Annotated in this window: 14 protein-coding genes; 9 read left to right on the forward strand and 5 right to left on the reverse strand. The window is 59.6% G+C overall.

Going from position 1 to position 16197, the window contains the following annotated elements:
* Nucleotides 1-24: 24 nt before the first annotated feature.
* The gene (locus FCU66_RS29690) at nucleotides 25-768 is read right to left on the reverse strand and encodes an FMN-binding protein (protein ID WP_136619692.1); all 744 of its coding nucleotides are present in this window, start codon (nucleotides 766-768) and stop codon (nucleotides 25-27) included.
* 217 nt (nucleotides 769-985) lie between these two features.
* Between FCU66_RS29690 and FCU66_RS29695 the strand changes: the two genes are divergently transcribed.
* Entirely contained in the window at nucleotides 986-1504 is a 519-nt protein-coding gene (locus tag FCU66_RS29695) for a cytochrome b (protein WP_136619693.1), read from the forward strand.
* 4 nt (nucleotides 1505-1508) lie between these two features.
* Nucleotides 1509-2204, forward strand: a complete 696-nt coding sequence (locus FCU66_RS29700) for a VIT1/CCC1 transporter family protein (protein ID WP_136619694.1) — start codon at nucleotides 1509-1511, stop codon at nucleotides 2202-2204.
* Nucleotides 2205-2298: 94 nt separating this feature from the next.
* Here the strand turns inward: FCU66_RS29700 and FCU66_RS29705 are convergent, their stop codons facing one another.
* Nucleotides 2299-2745: a cupredoxin domain-containing protein gene (locus FCU66_RS29705; RefSeq protein ID WP_246094081.1), complete on the reverse strand. Its 447-nt coding sequence runs from the start codon at nucleotides 2743-2745 to the stop codon at nucleotides 2299-2301.
* A 461-nt stretch (nucleotides 2746-3206) separates the two neighbouring features.
* The gene (gene adhP / locus FCU66_RS29710; protein WP_136619696.1) at nucleotides 3207-4280 is read right to left on the reverse strand and encodes an alcohol dehydrogenase AdhP; all 1074 of its coding nucleotides are present in this window, start codon (nucleotides 4278-4280) and stop codon (nucleotides 3207-3209) included.
* Between the two features lie 150 nt (nucleotides 4281-4430).
* Between adhP and FCU66_RS29715 the strand changes: the two genes are divergently transcribed.
* Nucleotides 4431-5951: an aldehyde dehydrogenase family protein gene (locus tag FCU66_RS29715; protein ID WP_136619697.1), complete on the forward strand. Its 1521-nt coding sequence runs from the start codon at nucleotides 4431-4433 to the stop codon at nucleotides 5949-5951.
* An 819-nt stretch (nucleotides 5952-6770) separates the two neighbouring features.
* Here the strand turns inward: FCU66_RS29715 and FCU66_RS42215 are convergent.
* Nucleotides 6771-7025, reverse strand: coding sequence for a hypothetical protein (locus tag FCU66_RS42215; RefSeq protein ID WP_246094082.1), 255 nt, complete (start codon nucleotides 7023-7025; stop codon nucleotides 6771-6773).
* A 68-nt stretch (nucleotides 7026-7093) separates the two neighbouring features.
* Here FCU66_RS42215 and FCU66_RS29730 point away from each other — a divergent pair, with 68 nt between their 5' ends.
* The 6 genes from FCU66_RS29730 (at nucleotide 7094) to FCU66_RS29755 (ending at nucleotide 15274) form a co-directional block, all read left to right on the forward strand.
* Nucleotides 7094-8086, forward strand: coding sequence for a phosphatase PAP2 family protein (locus tag FCU66_RS29730; protein WP_246094087.1), 993 nt, complete (start codon nucleotides 7094-7096; stop codon nucleotides 8084-8086).
* Between the two features lie 4 nt (nucleotides 8087-8090).
* Nucleotides 8091-9002: a diacylglycerol/lipid kinase family protein gene (locus FCU66_RS29735; RefSeq protein WP_136619699.1), complete on the forward strand. Its 912-nt coding sequence runs from the start codon at nucleotides 8091-8093 to the stop codon at nucleotides 9000-9002.
* 28 nt (nucleotides 9003-9030) lie between these two features.
* A complete protein-coding gene (locus FCU66_RS29740; RefSeq protein WP_136619700.1) occupies nucleotides 9031-9849 on the forward strand; it encodes a metallophosphoesterase family protein in 819 nt (272 codons plus the stop codon).
* A gap of 271 nt (nucleotides 9850-10120) precedes the next feature.
* Nucleotides 10121-11410 carry a sensor histidine kinase gene (locus FCU66_RS29745; RefSeq protein WP_246094083.1) on the forward strand — a complete coding sequence of 430 codons (1290 nt, stop codon included), beginning with the start codon at nucleotides 10121-10123 and terminating at the stop codon, nucleotides 11408-11410.
* A gap of 177 nt (nucleotides 11411-11587) precedes the next feature.
* Nucleotides 11588-12664, forward strand: a complete 1077-nt coding sequence (locus tag FCU66_RS29750) for a sugar ABC transporter substrate-binding protein (protein WP_246094084.1) — start codon at nucleotides 11588-11590, stop codon at nucleotides 12662-12664.
* A gap of 798 nt (nucleotides 12665-13462) precedes the next feature.
* A complete protein-coding gene (locus FCU66_RS29755) occupies nucleotides 13463-15274 on the forward strand; it encodes an OmpA family protein (RefSeq protein WP_136619702.1) in 1812 nt (603 codons plus the stop codon).
* A gap of 587 nt (nucleotides 15275-15861) precedes the next feature.
* Here the strand turns inward: FCU66_RS29755 and FCU66_RS29760 are convergent.
* Complete coding sequence (locus FCU66_RS29760; protein ID WP_342778219.1) at nucleotides 15862-16188, reverse strand: hypothetical protein; 327 nt, start codon at nucleotides 16186-16188, stop codon at nucleotides 15862-15864.
* Between the last annotated feature and the right edge of the window lie 9 nt (nucleotides 16189-16197).

The following is a 16197-nucleotide window of genomic DNA, read 5'->3' on the forward strand; positions in this document are numbered from 1 at the left end:
AAAATACGCGTTTCACGCATGGACCTAGGACGACGCTTTCTTCAGCGCGCCGCGCAGCGACTGGATGAAGGCCCTGCTGGTCAGCGTCGCGCCCGAAATGATGTCGACATTGGCGCTTTGGGCGCTGATCGCTTCGTCGCGTAGCATGGGCAGCGCCTGCCTGTTGATGTTGATGGAGGTGCGGCGGTCGGATGGGTATTTCAGCACCTTCAGCGCCGTAAGCTGCCCACCCTGTACGAGGGCTTGTATCTGGATGATGCCATAATAGGCATCGGCGGGCGGGCCGGTGTAGACGCCGTCGGCATAGCCCTGTGTGGCGACCTTCATACCCGCCGGGACAAGGCGTGCGGGCGCGTCCGGATATGCCGGCCTCGGCTGCGGGACAGGGATGTAGACGGCTGGAGTCACGGCGAATGAAGGCGTTGATGACGCGGGATCGGTGACAGCCGGCGCCACTGGCTGCTCCGGTAGCGCTGGCGATGGTTGTGGTGCCACCGGAACCGCATTCTGCTTGACCGGATCATTTGGCCGTTTGGCGGCAATTGCTATGCCCGCCGTCGTTTCCCTTGCAATCGGGAACCTTGTTCTGAGGTGGGGTGAGGGCGCCGGCAACGTCCGGAACATCGGCGCGGCTGCGGCGGGCACCTCTGTCGCGTTCGCCGGCAGCGCCGAACCGAGCACATCGTCGGCTGGCCGTTTGCCGGCCTGATCCCAAACATAAGCGCCGGAGGCGGCGATCACCAAAAGTGACAGGGCAATCTGTTTCATCGGAAGTGTGTTTTCCACATTGAACCTTGCAGAGGCGACCCATCTGGTTCGCTTCGGATGCAGTATCCCACGACCAAGCTGACAACTGGCTGTCAGCCGAGGTCGAGCTGCGAGGCCCTGTGAAAGCTCAAGGGAGACGGCAAATTGACTTGTCCTAGATCAAGGTTGTCGCATAAGCAGCGAGGTAGGAAGGTTCTCTCAAGCGAGGTAGCTGCCTGTGACTGTTGCCAACGAGCCGACCGGATACTCCGGAACCCAGATATTACTGCATTGGACAATCGCGGTGCTGATCGTCCTGCCGCTTGTAATCGGTGAGGACATCAAACCGGCTTACCGGGCGTTCTCGCGCGGCACCGAACCGGCAGCTGACGACATCTTCAATGCGAATGTTCATGTCTATGTCGGTTTGGCCGTTCTGGTGCTGGCGACCTGGCGGTTTGCGGTCCGTCTCAGGCATGGCGTGCCGGCAGCACCATCCGAAGAAAGCGCGGTGTTGAAGCGGATCGCCGCTGCCACCCATTTCTTGCTGTATCTGTTTATTTTCGGGATGCCGATTACCGGAGCGTTAGCATGGTACTTCGGCTTAGCGGCCATGGGTGAAATACACCAACTGGCCAAGCCGGTTATCATCGTCGTGGTTGGTCTCCATGCCGCTGCGGCGCTGTGGCAGCATTTCTACATGAAGTCGGATGTTCTGATGAGGATGCTGCGGCCAGCCTCTCGGCATGCGCGGTGATAAAGTGAGCCGCCTTCATGCTGAAAACCATCTCATATCGCGCATCGGCTGGCTGCGGGCGGCGGTGCTTGGCGCTAATGACGGCATCGTCTCGACGGCGAGCTTGATCGTTGGTGTGGCTGCGGCCAATGCTGCGGCCGCCGATGTTCTGGTTGCTGGTGTCGCCGGACTGGTCGCCGGCGCGATGTCGATGGCGGCGGGTGAGTATGTTTCGGTCAGTTCTCAGTCCGACACCGAGCAAGCCGACCTCAGCCGCGAGCGCGCCGAACTTGCAACGCAGCCCGAGTTCGAGCGGGATGAACTTGCGCAAATCTATGTAGCGCGCGGCGTTGAGCCGAAATTGGCGTTGCAGGTCGCGGACCAGTTGATGGCGAACGATGCGCTTGGCGCGCACGCGCGCGACGAACTCGGTATTTCGGAGGTGACCACAGCGCGTCCGATCCAGGCGGCGCTGACCTCGGCAGCCGCATTTTCCGTTGGCGCGGCCATGCCGCTGGTGATGGTCTTCGTTTCGCCGGCCGCAAAACTTGTCGCCATTGTCTCCATCGCCTCGCTGCTGTTCCTCGCAGTACTGGGCGCCGTCGGCGCGAAAGCCGGCGGCGCCAATATGCTGAAGGCAACCGTTCGCGTCACATTCTGGGGCGCCCTGGCAATGGCGCTGACCGCCGGTATCGGCGCTGTCGTCGGCACCGCGATCTAACCGGTATGAGGTGGGCGAGCGTCGTCACGACGGTAGCACCGATGCATGACGGACGGTCGCAGCTTCCGGTTCAGGGGCTGCCTGCTTCAGGTTTCTATGGATCGACGGTAAATTCGGCCCACATGCCCGCCCCATAGTGACCCGGCACGTTGCAGATAAGCAGGTATTTTCCAGCCTTCAGATCGACGGTCAATGTACCTGATTTGCCGGGATCGAGCTCCGAAACCTCGCCCTTGTCGCCAGCCTTGTCTTCGTCGACCCGGTTCTCAGCATGAAGGTAAGGAAGCGGCTTGCCGGGATTGGCAAGGTACATCACGATCATTTCGTGAACGGTGTCCTTGGAGTCATTTTTCACATTGAATGTGACGTCCCCGGCCTTCACTGCACCGGGCAAAGCCTTGATGCCCATGGTCGCCTTGGCGAGATCGAGTCCTGGCGTTGCGTAGGCGAGACCCATCGGCATCTGCACTTCCGCGCCCTTGTCCCACAGCGAGACCTGAACGAGCGTCGCAGCCGGGGCGGCAGCGGCACTGCCGGCCATCAGCATCGCGGCAGCGAGCCCAAGTGCTGCCCTTCTTGATATGCCTTTCATAGCGATCTCCCTTCAGGACAGCAGCAGCAGCGCTATACATCCCGGCCACCATTCTGTTCATGAACATCGCCGCCGTCCTTGCGCCAGATCAAACCAGCAGCCCTATGCGCGCCTCTCGAAATTCGTCCGGGATCCGGCGACGGTGCTGCGCTATCTGTCGACCATCCTCGCGATCGCGAAGCCCGCTACGCCGGGCATAGCCCCTCTCTATCCACGCATTTCGACGGCCTGAACCTGACTGTGTTGAAAAGAGGTGCTTCTGCGCCCCCGAGCGCGTGGCTCGGTGACAAGATCCCATCCTGTATATGTCCTTGATGCGTTCATCGATCGCGACCGTCCGTCCCCGGCCTGCCCGCGTGCACGGCTACGGCCTGAGCAGCATCCAGGTGGCCGACAGACGGCCACCGGATCTATGCGTATGCGGCTTCTGTTTGCCTTACCCTTGTCTCTATCGGCGCGGTGAGATCCAGCACCATACGGCCCTCGATCTTGCCCGCCTTGAGCCGCGCAAGGATCGCGTTGATGTCGCTCAACGGCGCCTTGGTGATCTCGGCCCGCACCTTGCCCTCGGCCGCGAAGGCAATGGCCTCGTCGAGATCGCGTCGCGTACCGACGATTGATCCGCGCAAGGTAATGCGCTTCAGCACGACATCGAAGATCGGCGTCGGGAATTCTCCCGCCGGCAGACCGACGAGGGCAACCGTACCCTTGCGGCGCACCATATGCACCGCTTGCGAGAACGCGGGGGGCGAGACGGCCGTCACCAGAATGCCGTGGGCGCCGCCACCCGTCGCCTTGAGGACATCGGCCACTGCGTTCGGAGAGCGGGCGTCGATGGCCACATCCGCTCCGGTCGCACGTGCCAGAGCGAGCTTGTCGGGCGTGACGTCGAGCGCCACAACCTTGAAGCCCATTGCCTTGGCATACTGGACCGCCACATGGCCAAGACCGCCTATGCCTGAAATCGCCACCCACTCGCCCGGACGGGCCTCGGTCTCCTTCAACCCCTTGTAGGTGGTGACGCCTGCACACAGGATCGGGGCCATCTGGGCGAAATCGACACCGGCTGGAAGGCGCGCGGTGAAGGCTGCCGAAGCGATGACATATTCGGCGAACCCGCCATCGCAGCTATAGCCGGTATCGTGCTGATGCTCGCACAGCGTCTCCCAACCGGTCTCGCAATATTCGCAGCTCAGGCAGGCGTCGTGCAGCCAGGCCACGCCGACTGGATCGCCCTCCTTGAAATCGGTCACACCTGGCCCGAGCGCGGCCACAATGCCTGCCACTTCATGGCCGGGGATGAAGGGCAGCATAGGTTTCACCGGCCAGTCGCCGGAGGCGGCATGCAGGTCCGTATGGCACACACCGCAGGCGATGACCTTGACGAGCAGTTCACCTGGCCCCGGCACGGGCACCGGAACATCTTCGATCGTAAGCGGCTTGCCGAATGCCCGTACGACGGCGGCCTTCATTGTCTTGACCATGAAATCCAACTCCTTTGTCGATGAAGCCAGACTAGGTGTTGGGGCGGAAGGCGTTTTGACCGAAATCAATGTGCGTCTCGGAGCAGGGCATAAAGCTGGGGTTTCCGTGGCCTTGGAAATGTTCCGGGGCATCAAGACAAGGAAATTGCCATGTCCCAACACGCCCTCGAACTCGTCCGCTCCAAGGGAAATATTCCAGCCCGCTATGGCAACTTCATCGGTGGAAAATGGGTCGCGCCTTTGGACGGGCAGTATTTCACCGACTACAGCCCAATCAACAGCCAACGCCTCGTCGAGGTGGCGAAGTCGACGCCTGCGGACGTGGAAGCGGCGCTCGATGCAGCCTACAAGGCCAAGGACGGATGGGCGCGCCTGTCGCCGGCCGAGCGGTCGCGGCTGCTCAACAAGGTCGCCGATCGGATGGAGGAGAATCTCGAGCTGCTGGCGCTGGCCGAAACGCTGGACAACGGCAAGCCGATCCGCGAGACGCGGGGCGCCGACGTGCCGCTTGCCATCGATCATTTCCGGTACTTCGCTGGTTGTGTCCGTGCCGATGAAGGCTCCATTTCCACAATCGATGACGACACTGTCGCCTATCACTTCAAGGAGCCGCTGGGCGTCGTCGGCCAGATCATTCCCTGGAACTTCCCGCTGCTGATGGCGGCCTGGAAGATTGCCCCGGCGCTTGCCGCCGGCAATTGCACGGTGATCAAGCCGGCCTCCAACACGCCGCTGACGCTGTTGATCCTCGCCAATCTCACCGCGGATATCCTGCCGCCCGGCGTGCTCAACGTCATCACGGGTCCGGGTGCGTCGGTCGGGCGGGCGATCGCTGCCAATCCGCGCATTTCCAAGGTATCGTTCACCGGCGAGACCACGACGGGGAGGCAGATCATGGGGTACGCGGCAGAGCACCTGATTCCGCAGACCATGGAATTGGGCGGCAAGTCGCCGAACATTTTCATGGCCGACGTGATGGATGCCGACGACGAATTCTTCGACAAGGCGCTTGAAGGCTTCGCCCTTTTCGCTTTCAACAAAGGCGAGGTTTGCACCTGCCCTTCGCGTGCGCTTGTCCAGGAATCGATCTTCGACAAGTTCATGGAGCGCGCGGTGGTCCGCGTTGCAAAGATCAAGGTCGGTGATCCGCTCGATGCTTCGACGCAGATGGGCGCGCAGGCTTCCGAAGATCAGTTGACCAAGATCCTTGGCTATATCGAGATCGGCAAGCAGGAAGGCGCCAAATGCCTGACTGGCGGCGAGCGCGTCCATCTCGGTGGCGATCTGGACAAGGGCTACTTCCTCAAGCCGACCGTGTTCAGCGGCGACAACAGCATGCGGATATTCCAAGAGGAGATTTTCGGCCCGGTCCTGTCGGTTACGACGTTCAAGACCGTCGAAGATGCGATCCGCATCGGCAATGATACCGTCTATGGTCTGGGCGCCGGCGTCTGGTCACGCAATGGCAACGACGCCTACCGGGTAGGGCGCGGCATCCAGGCTGGGCGCGTGTGGACCAATTGCTATCACGCCTATCCCGCCCATGCCGCCTTCGGCGGCTACAAAGCTTCCGGGTTCGGACGGGAAAACCACAAGATGATGCTCGACCACTATCAGCAGACAAAGAATCTATTGGTCAGCTACTCGACCAAAGCGCAGGGGTTTTTCTGATAATTGGCTTTGGGCGATGGCGCTGGGATGCGCCATCGTCTCGCAGCCGGACCATAGGCGCAGCGCGCGCGTTCATGGGATCGGCTTCTCTGGTGTCGAAATCACCTCACACCAATTGATGCCGCTCAAGGCAAGGGTCAACCGGCTTTCGTGTGCACCACGTGTGCAGTGAGCGGCGTGATATGCTAAATGGCCTTCAGTTTGCGTCGGCATAATCGTAAATTCGGTTACGTTCGGCTGCTCGCTCTTTCCAAATTGCTCAGTCAATCCAACGAGGTATTGGACGGACTGAGACAGAAAAAAGATAATGAAATTAATATGTTAGAGCGAAGAATTGCCACGGCGCCCATGATGGATGGGGCAGATAGTTAAATATAATCAGCTAGTTACAAGATATTGTGTGCAAAAATCGCACACGAAAGTTCTGCTTCTCTTCTTTTTTCGTTCCCACGACGGAGCCGCCGACAGCCCTTTCCGGACGCTCTTCTGCCGACGATATTAACCGCTCCAATGCGGATGTTCGCCGGGATATCCGTGAGCCTCATTGTCCGCCGCGGCGTCCAGTCTGCCTGGGGTTCTTGGAAACTTTTCAAACTTTCTGTCTTGCGCCTCCAGTCGAAATGCGCGTGCTTCTGAAAGAGGTTGGAGTGGCACCGATCGGATCTATTAAGCCCGGATTGTCTCTGTTGCCGCCCCGATTTTCATGGCCACCATTCTTAAAGTCCCACCAGGCGAGGGGCAGCAGGTAACTGGACGCGGATGGTGTGGCGCGCTCGAAAGTTACGGTGGAGCCTCAGTTTGAAATCTATACCAGAATCATCATTTCAAGCGACCCAACTGGTGCTGATTGACGGAGAAGCAATAGATGAGCCGCTGGCGCAGGAAGTCGCCAGCGGCGTTCACGGACTGCTTCGCCGCGAGACAGCTGCCGAGAGAGGATCGGAAGACGTGCGGCATGGCTTCCCCGACCGACAGCGTAAGCTGACGGCGGCGTTGGGTGGCGCGCTGTCTGATTCCAGCGCCATCGCCGCACCTTACAAGCACGTACTGCTCATCAGCGTCGACGGGCTTCATGCACTCGATCGGCAAACTATGTCGCCGCAAATCCGACAAGCTCGTTCGCTGCGCTCGCCCGTACCGGGATTTTCTATCCGAATGCGCTCGCCAGCGCCCCGTCCGACTCGTTTCTTGGCCTTGTGGCACAGGTAACCGGCGGCACGCCCAAATCGACGGGTGTGTTCTATGACGAGAGCTACGACCGCATCTATTTCGCGCCGGCCTCGGATTGCAAGGGCGAGCCGGGCGCCGGCAGCAGGCCATACCGCGCTGACAACACGGGAACTTCGCTCTCAGAAGTCCGTTGTGAGCTCGGACATGAGGTGGTGCACTTGCGTCAATCGAGCCCAAATAACGAGCGCAAGTTCTTCGCTGGACGCGACCCGAACCCGTGGTCTCGGATCCGCAGCCCGTTTGGGCATGGTGGAAATCGGCTTATTGGTGCGGGGCTGCTTGTGGCAGGCCTTGTTCTTACGTTCGGCGTGCTTGCTGAAGAAGTCCTTGAAGGCGAAACCACCGCTTTCGATCTCGTCATCATGTCAGCAATGCGCAGTGCCGGCAATCCGGCCAATCCGATCGGTCCGCCCTGGCTTCACGAAGCGGCCAGAGATGTGACATCGGTCGGCAGCGTGGTGTTTCTCGGCTTCGTGCTGCTGGCCGGGGTCGGGTACCTCCTTTTGATTCATAAACGGGTTCTCGCAATCTTGATGGCTGTGTCGGTGTTCGGCGGCGAACTACTCAGCACGATCCTCAAGAGGAGCTTCGACCGACCTAGGCCGGACATACCCCACGTCACGCAGGTCTTCACGGCGAGCTTCCCGAGCGGACACGCAATGCTTTCAGCGATTACCTTCCTTACCGTGGGCGCCTTGCTTGCTCGTGCTAACGCTGACTCGCGGGTCAAAATCTATTTCATGGCCCTCGCTGTCTTCCTGACTGTTGCTGTTGGCGTAAGCCGCGTCTATCTCGCGGTCCACTACCCCACGGATGTGCTGGCAGGATGGTGCATTGGGTCTGGCTGGGCAATCCTGTGCTGGACGGTCGCTCTGCGGTTAGAGCAGCCCCGAGTTCGTGGATAGTACAATGAGGATTTTGGCACTCATCAACAAAGGCGCGGGCGCTGCCGCTCGCAGCGGTGATATTGAAAAGCTCGTCCGAGATGGATTTGCGAAACGCGGCATCGAGGCGGACGTGAAGCTAGTGGCTGGGCGCCAGATTGGCGAGATTGCCCGTGGTTTCGTTGCCGACAACTCGAAATCCGCCCATCGATCTGTATTGGTCGTGGGTGGTGGTGACGGGACTCTTGGCACCGCAGCCTCGGCACTGGCCGGAACTAATCTGGTGCTCGGCGTCCTTCCGCTGGGTACTCTAAATCACTTCGCCAAGGATCTAGGTTTGCCGATCGAACTCGATGCGGCGATCGATGCGATCGCGGCGAGCAATCCTATGGCAGTCGATGTGGCCGAGGTCAACGGCCGTGTTTTTCTCAACAACTCATCGATTGGCGTCTATCCCTTCTTCGTTGCAAAACGTTCCGCCGAGCAACGGCGGCACGGATTGGGTAAGCTGGCCGCCATCGGCCCTGCTCTCACGCGAACACTAAGATTCGCGTCTTGGCAGGCTGTCCATATTGCCGCTCAAGGCGACCGCAAAAGGTTGAGAACGCCCTGCGTGTTTGTCGGCAACAATTTCTACGACATCGCCGATCTCGGCCGTCGCAAAGGCCTCTCCTCACAAGAGCTATGCGTTTATGTCGTCAAACGGAAGTCGTGGTTCGGACTGGCGTTGCTCCCATTCAAAATCGCGTTGGGTTTGATCGACTCAACTCGAGATTTAGAGATGTATCGAACAAAAACCCTCCAAATCACGTCGCATCGAACCACTATGCTGGTTTCTCTGGACGGCGAAGCCGTCAGTATGGATATGCCCCTGGACTATCGAATTCGCCCAGCTGCGTTGCAGGTTCTTTCACCTGCGAAAATGGATTCGATTTAGTGGCCGGCCCTGTCGCTGGAGCAATTTGGTGAGGACACTCGTCCATCTTTCCGATCTGCATTTTGGAAAAACAGAGAGCCTGCTTGTCGAAGCGATGGGTGAGGAGGTTCGTTCCGTCGGTCCGGATTTAGTCGTCGTGTCGGGGGATTTGACGCAACGCGCCCGCAAGAACGAATTCTTGCAGGCGCGAGCCTTCCTCGATTCCCTTCCTGGCCCTCGCATCGTGGTACCCGGCAACCACGATGTGCCGCTCTGGAATGTCTTCGCACGCGCCTTTACGCCTCTGGCTCGCTACAAACGCTACATCGAGGCGGATACGGATCCGTTCTACTCCGATGCCGAGCTCGCTGTCGTCGGGATCAACACCTCACGATCGCTGACGATAAAGGACGGCAGGATCAATGCCCGTCAACTCGAGGCGGCAAAAACCAAACTTGCACGTCAGTCCGATAAAATTACCCGGATAGTGGTCACGCATCACCCATTCGAAGGGCTGGATTTCGAAAGCGACGATGGCATTGTCGGCCGTGCCAGTCTCGCAATGGATGCATTCTCGCGCAGTGGCGTGGACATGATATTGTCTGGCCACCAGCATCTTCATCGCGCCAGTTCGAGCGCCAGGCGCTACCTTATCGACGGCTATGCGGCGTTGCTAATCCAGGCAGGAACAGCGGTTTCTTCGCGGCGTCGTCAAGCGGGGAATTCGATCAATATTATTCGCGTCGATCGGCCAGATATCTTAGTGGAATGTCGCGCCTGGCAGCCTTCCCAGGGTGGGTTCGAAACCTCAGCCCGATATTCCTTTCGGCACGATCCTGCTGGATGGCGAGCGACTGGAACTGCTTGACTGGCGCGCAGTCTACTTCGACGAGAAAACAGCTCTCCGGATCTAAAGGTGATCGTCTCGATGCTAAGCCCGCCATTGGGGACGTGTCCGCCCATGCGCCCTCGGACACTTTCCGCACATCCCGACGGACTCGTAAATGGAATTGCATATATAAGCCGTCACTACATGATAGCGCGTTCTCCTGAAATCCGGCAGAGATGCCCCGATGCCAGTGTCTAGCCGTAACCTCGTTCGATTCACGTCCGCATCCCTGCTGATAGGGTTCGTGGCTTTGACGGCTATCGTCGCCACCAACTTCTGGCTAGGTCAACGAGCGCAATCCTATTTCGATGCGGCGATCGAGGCGCGGGACACGCGGGTCGCGGCCGTGGAGTTGCGGAATGCAATGCAGACAGCCGAGGCGAGTGAGCGGGGCTTCGTAATCACCGGGAACGAGATTTATCTGGGGCCTTACCAAACGGCCAAAGCCCAGTCACAACGCTACCTACAAGCGCTGCAGACCCTTCTGAAATCCTATCCCAATTCTGATTCCACGCTACAGAGGCTGTCAGCAATCATAACCACCAAGTTTGATGAACTCGACCAGACGATAGCGCTCAAGCGCGACCAGCGGGACGCGGAGATACTGACGATATTCCGCACCAACAGGGGCAAAGCCCTGACCGACGAAGCCAACGTGTTCTTCTCCGGGATCATTGGGCGAGCGGATGACCGGCTTACGTCAGGCGTTGCCGAGCAACGTGCCAACAGCGGATGGCTACGGCTAGTTTCAGCAATTGGCGGGCTTGTCATTGTCGCCGTGGTTGGTGGCGCAGCCTATGGGGCCGCTCGCTACACCAGAGAACTTCGCGATACGCGCGACGAGGTCAATGCGCTCAACAGCGAACTGGAACAGCGCGTCGCCACCCGCACCGAGGACCTGGCAAAGGCGCGCGATCGGGCCGAAGTGCTTTTGTCGGAGGTCAATCACAGGGTTGCCAACAGTCTTGCCCTTGTCTCGTCGCTCGTGAACCTGCAGTCGAAGGCTGTTGGAGATCGTGCCTCCAAAGACGCACTCGCCGAAACGCAGGATCGCATCTTTGCGATCTCGCTTGTGCACAGGCGGCTCTATGGCTCGTCCGACGTCCGATCGGTTGCTCTGGGCGAATATCTTACTGGGCTGCTCGACCACCTGCGCACGTCGCTGCGCAGTCAGGTTCATGGAGTAAGCTTGTCTTATGAAATCGAGCCAATTGAGCTTGAAACGGACACCAGCATCAACCTCGGCGTGGTGGTCACTGAACTTGTGACCAACGCCTTCAAGTATGCTTATCCGGATGGCGTCGGTGAAATCCGCGTCCGGCTCAGCAAGGTGCCAGGCGACCAAGCCGAGTTGAGGGTCGAAGACGACGGTGTTGGAAGGGCCGAGGGCGCGCCCGCCAAAGGGACTGGGGTCGGGAGCAGGATCATCAATGCCATGTGCATCAGCCTCGGCGCCAAGATCGAGTATCGAACTCTCCAGCCTGGAACCGTAGCTCATTTGGTATTTTCGACAAAACCACGGCGCGCTACAGGAGTATAGCAGACCGCGCCATCGCAAGATGGAAAACTAACTGCGGCAGCACCACGAGCGTTGATGTGATAATCGTCAGCGGCTGATGCCGACGGGGGAACAGACGTGTTTTATCGGAAGAAGACTGCCTGCCGTTGGCCGACCGGGTCAGCGATAGCTCTGCTTTTAATTGCCACGATGGGCGGGATGACTTTTGCGGGTGCCCAGGAAGGCGCCCCGGGCATTAAGCAGCGGACGGTGTTCCCCGCCTTCGATCCGAACGCGTCCTCATGCAACGCTCCGGCAGGTCTTACAAAAGTGCTAGCCTATGTGCAGGAGAACGACCGTGACTTCCTGCAGGGCGTCGACCATGGCCTGTCCCTGGCGGCAAAAAATCGTGGCTTAGAATATCGGAGAGTTCTGGCGGAAAATGATGTGGGAAAGGCGATAGCCCTGGTTCATTCTTTCGTCGCGGCGAAGGTTGGCGCCATGGTTGCCACGTCCTCGGATCCGGCGGCTTTCGGCCCCTCGCTTCAACAGGCAATCTGGTCGGGAGCGTTTGTCGGCACCATCGTGCCTCCACCGGCAACGCTGCTGCTTAATGCTCCACAGTATCAGACGGGAAAGGTGCTAACCAACGCGGCGATCGAGCATATCAACACCAAGCTCGGTGGGAAGGCCAGGGTCGTTCTGCTGACCCAAGACACGATGGAATTTCTGGCGCCGCGGTTCGCGGCAATGCGCGACGGTCTGAATGCAATGCCCGGCGTAACGATCGTCGCCGATATCGCGCCTAAGCCGGTTAACAAGGAAGGCGGGTTCGCCACCATGCAGACTATCCTTATCGCGAACCCGGATGTCGACGTGGTGCTTGGCGGCGATGCCGTCGTGCTAGGCGCGCTGCAGGCATTGCGCGCGGCGGGCAAAGACCGGCCGGACCAATTCCTTGGTGGAATTGATGGCGAGGCGGAGGCGGTTGCTGAAATCAGGAAAGGCAACAGTCCATACAAGGCGAGTATCTCGCTGTCTTCGCCCGTCTTCGGCTATGCCATGGGCGAGTTTGCGGCCGACTGGCTCGAGGGCAAAAGCATCCCGCAGGCGATGGACATCCTTCCTATAGCGCTGACGAGGTCCAACCTCTCGCAGTACGAGGCCGACCTAATGGACCCTGCGTCCGTATACGCCGACCCAGCCCGCCGGGACGCTTACCTGACCATGTACGGTAACACCTGCTATGATAGCCGCGACCGCTATGTAAATTTCCCTTGGTCGTCTGAGCAGTAGACTACTTAGCTGCCCGGAAGCCTGCTCAGCCTGGCAGGGCGGTTATATAGCGGCCAAATGTTAGCTTTCGAATATCCGCCGCGAAAAGGGGCCTGTCCGCTCACTGTCCAAAAAAGCGACTCCAGAAAGCCTGCTCAGTAATGACAAGTCTGGCAAATTGGCCTTAGGCAGACGGCGGCGCCTTGCCGAAATCCAACAACCGTGCTCGGCCGGGGGGCAACCAAAATCCAAGTCGTGCATTTTAGTAGATGCTGTTAGACCAACTCCCTATGTGCTGTTCTCGATGCGGTGCGCGCGACCATGGTTATGAGCACTGCACACATCTGAACCATGGCAGCCTCTCCGAGGCGCCTGCGCCTTCGACCAAGGGCGATGAACGGCACAAGCAACAGGTTCCGGTTAGCAATCCAAACCAGATCGCTGGGCCGGGCGAGATCGCTGGGCGGGGCCGGATTTTTTGACACTGATTGAAGTCGTGCGCCTGCAGCGCGCGAAGTCAGATCGCGGCACTGAAGCCATTTGCCCGCTGGGTCCCTCCAAGCGGTCAAAAGGGCCGGAAGGCCCGTCGCCCGCTGGCTCCCGGCCAGCGGGCGTTTTATACAACAGACCGCAGATTACCCCGGAACAGGCCGCGGCGTCCTCCGACGGATTGTATCTCCGGCTAAGCCCGGTTCGCGGCGTCGCCGCCGAAGCAATCTGCCCGTGGTCTGTTAGCAAGCGCGTCATTCGAGATTTAGCGGGAACGAATGTGGCAGTGCCCAGTTTGGATATCGTCGGGACACGACATGGAGAATTCAAATGACACGCCGACCAACGATTTTGGCCAGCACCGCACTCGGTCTGCTGATCGCGTCCGCGCCGTTCGGGCCCTTCGCGCCCCTCAGCAGCGCAGCATTCGGTGCCGCACGGTTCGTCGCATCCGCACCGCCAATTCTTATCAAGTTAAAATGCAAGGAGGGCGAGTCCGCCGAAGCCTGCGCGCTGAGGCAGGAGGCTCCGTCCGAAAACGCTCCAGCGACCGAACCACAGCCTGCTCAGAAACCGCAGGAGCAGCCAAAAGAGGCAGCACCTCCGTCTGAGGCGGCTCCCGTTCCAGAATCCACCCCACCGGCTGAACCGTCCGCGAAGGAACAGCCTGCTCAACCGGCCGCGCCAGCGCCGCCAGCCGAGCCTGCGCCCGCTCAGGCTCCCGACAAATCGGCGCCAGTCAAGCAGGTCCAGCCGCCCGCAGATCAGGCACCTTTGCCCACCCCGGCTCCCCAGGCGCCTGCTACGACGGATCAGCCTTCGCCTGCCCAGGGTGAACAGCCGGCGGAACCTACGAGCAAGCCAGAAAAGAAACCTGCCGCCGAGGCGCCTGCACCAACGCAGCCCGTGACTGGCGAGCAACCTGCAACCGACCAGCAGCCTCCAGCCTCCGAAAAGCCAGCCAATGGTGAGCCGGCGGCGCCCGCCCAAAGCTCAAAGCCAGTACAGGGCGAGGCGCCAGCAGATCCGAACGCCGCACCAGTTCTCGACAGCGAAAAGGATGCAAAACGTCCTAGCAAGGACGGCAAACCGCCCGCTCAGCAGAGCGATGGCGGTCAGGCCCCCAAGCCTGCGGCTGCCCCCGTAGACTCCGGACCGCCTCCTGCGGACGACAAGGCCGCGCAGCAGGAGATCAAGCCGGAGAAGATCGTTCCGGTGACGGACGAAAAGGGTACCCGCCGTGACAAGGCCCCAGATAGCCAGGCGCCGGAGCGTCCAAAAGGCGCCGATGTCCTCACCGAAATTGGCGGCCGGGTCATCATCCAGTTCAACAACCAGACGATTGTCGAGAGCAACGAAGCGCCGCGAATGAACCGTGGTGCCAAGGATGTGTACTACGAGGATCTGCCGGGCGGCCGCACCCGCGAGACAATCGTTCGCGACAATGGCAACCAAATCGTCACCATCCGCAACCGCTATGGCGACGTCTTCCAGCGCTCCCGCATCACGCCCGACGGCCGCGAGTATGTGCTGAGCTATGTCGACGAGAGGTATTACCAGGACGTACAGGATTGGCGCGATCCTGGAGATGACTTGCCATCGATGCGGCTGAACATCCCGCGCAAGCAATACATCCTGGAGTCCGATTTGGTCGAGAATGCCGGCGACTACTATACCTTCCTCGAGCAACCGCCGGTGGAAAAGGTGCAGCGGCTCTACTCGGTCGACGAGGTCAAGCGCTCGGCGCGTGTGCGCGATATCGCCCGGCGGGTTGATCTCGACACGTTGAATTTCGAGTCCGGTTCGGCGGCGATCTCGGACAGCGAAGTCAAAAAGCTGCAAGGCGTTGCGGACGCAATGAAGCGGCTGCTGAAGAAGAACCCGGCCGAAACATTCTTGATCGAAGGCCATACCGATGCCGTCGGTAGCGACAATGCGAACCTGGCCTTGTCCGACCAGCGAGCAGAGGCAGTTGCCGAGGCCCTCACCAACGCCTTTGGCATCGCGCCAGAGAACCTGACGACCCAAGGCTATGGCGAGCGCTATCTTAAGGTGAACACGACAGGGCCCGAACGGCAGAACCGCCGCGTCGCTATTCGCCGCATCACGCCGCTGGTGGCGCCCGTCGCCAGCGCCAACTGACAACGGCGTCTCGCGACGCGGCAAAGAGTGCCGAGTCGCGAGACCCTTGCCAGCCAAGCTGATCAATGGCCCGGCCTCCTCTGCTGACCGAAGATGCTTGTCTTTCAAACCCCGACGGGGCCTTTTAAGACTTCATTTACCGTGCGGTTTTAGCATCCCACTTGCGGCTAAGTTACAGTCCCGCATTTTCAGGCAACACCGCCCGTCGCTCTCAGTCACCTAAGAGCGACGGGTACCTGCCTCAGGCCCAAGGCGACTTTTATCAATTGCCGGGACCGACCTGGCTCTAGGCTTCCGCTTTGGCCGCCGCCGCCGGAGGTTGAAGAGATTTAAACTTCCCCTCGGCCAAATGTCGGTCCGCCTGGACACCCCCGCGAAGCTGGAACAGAGTTGTTGATGGGAAAAGCAGTGTCTGGCCGTTTAAATGGGCAGGTCCGCAGAGCCGAAAAGGCCGTAGCGATCGGGTGATCAATACCCCTAATTAGAACCCTCGCCGTTCGGGCGCGTAACGTAATCCGCCGCGAAAACTAGAGAACTCGAGCATTGAAATGGCGCAGGTCCGGCCAGATTGGCCGGACCTGATACCATTACCTCCTGCAGATGCGAACTCGCTCGATGACGCGGTGGTGATGACGCCAATGCTTGATCAGCGCTACGCGGCAATGGTGTCGATGATGCAGATGGTAATAACGGGGCCTATAGCCGTTGTCATACATGTCGTAGTATTGGGAATAGCCTTGACCGTAGTAGTCGGGGTACCGATCACCATCACCATAGTAATCGTAATTGTCTCCATAATCGTCGCCATAGCCACTACCAAAGCCGATAATGACACCGCCGGCGTTTGCCGGATAAATGGCGGTCACAGCACAAGTGACCACGATCACCGATGAGAGTAGGAGTTTCCTTATCATGACAACTCT

It is taken from the genome of Mesorhizobium norvegicum (assembly GCF_004919685.1).
Lineage (GTDB): Bacteria > Pseudomonadota > Alphaproteobacteria > Rhizobiales > Rhizobiaceae > Mesorhizobium > Mesorhizobium norvegicum.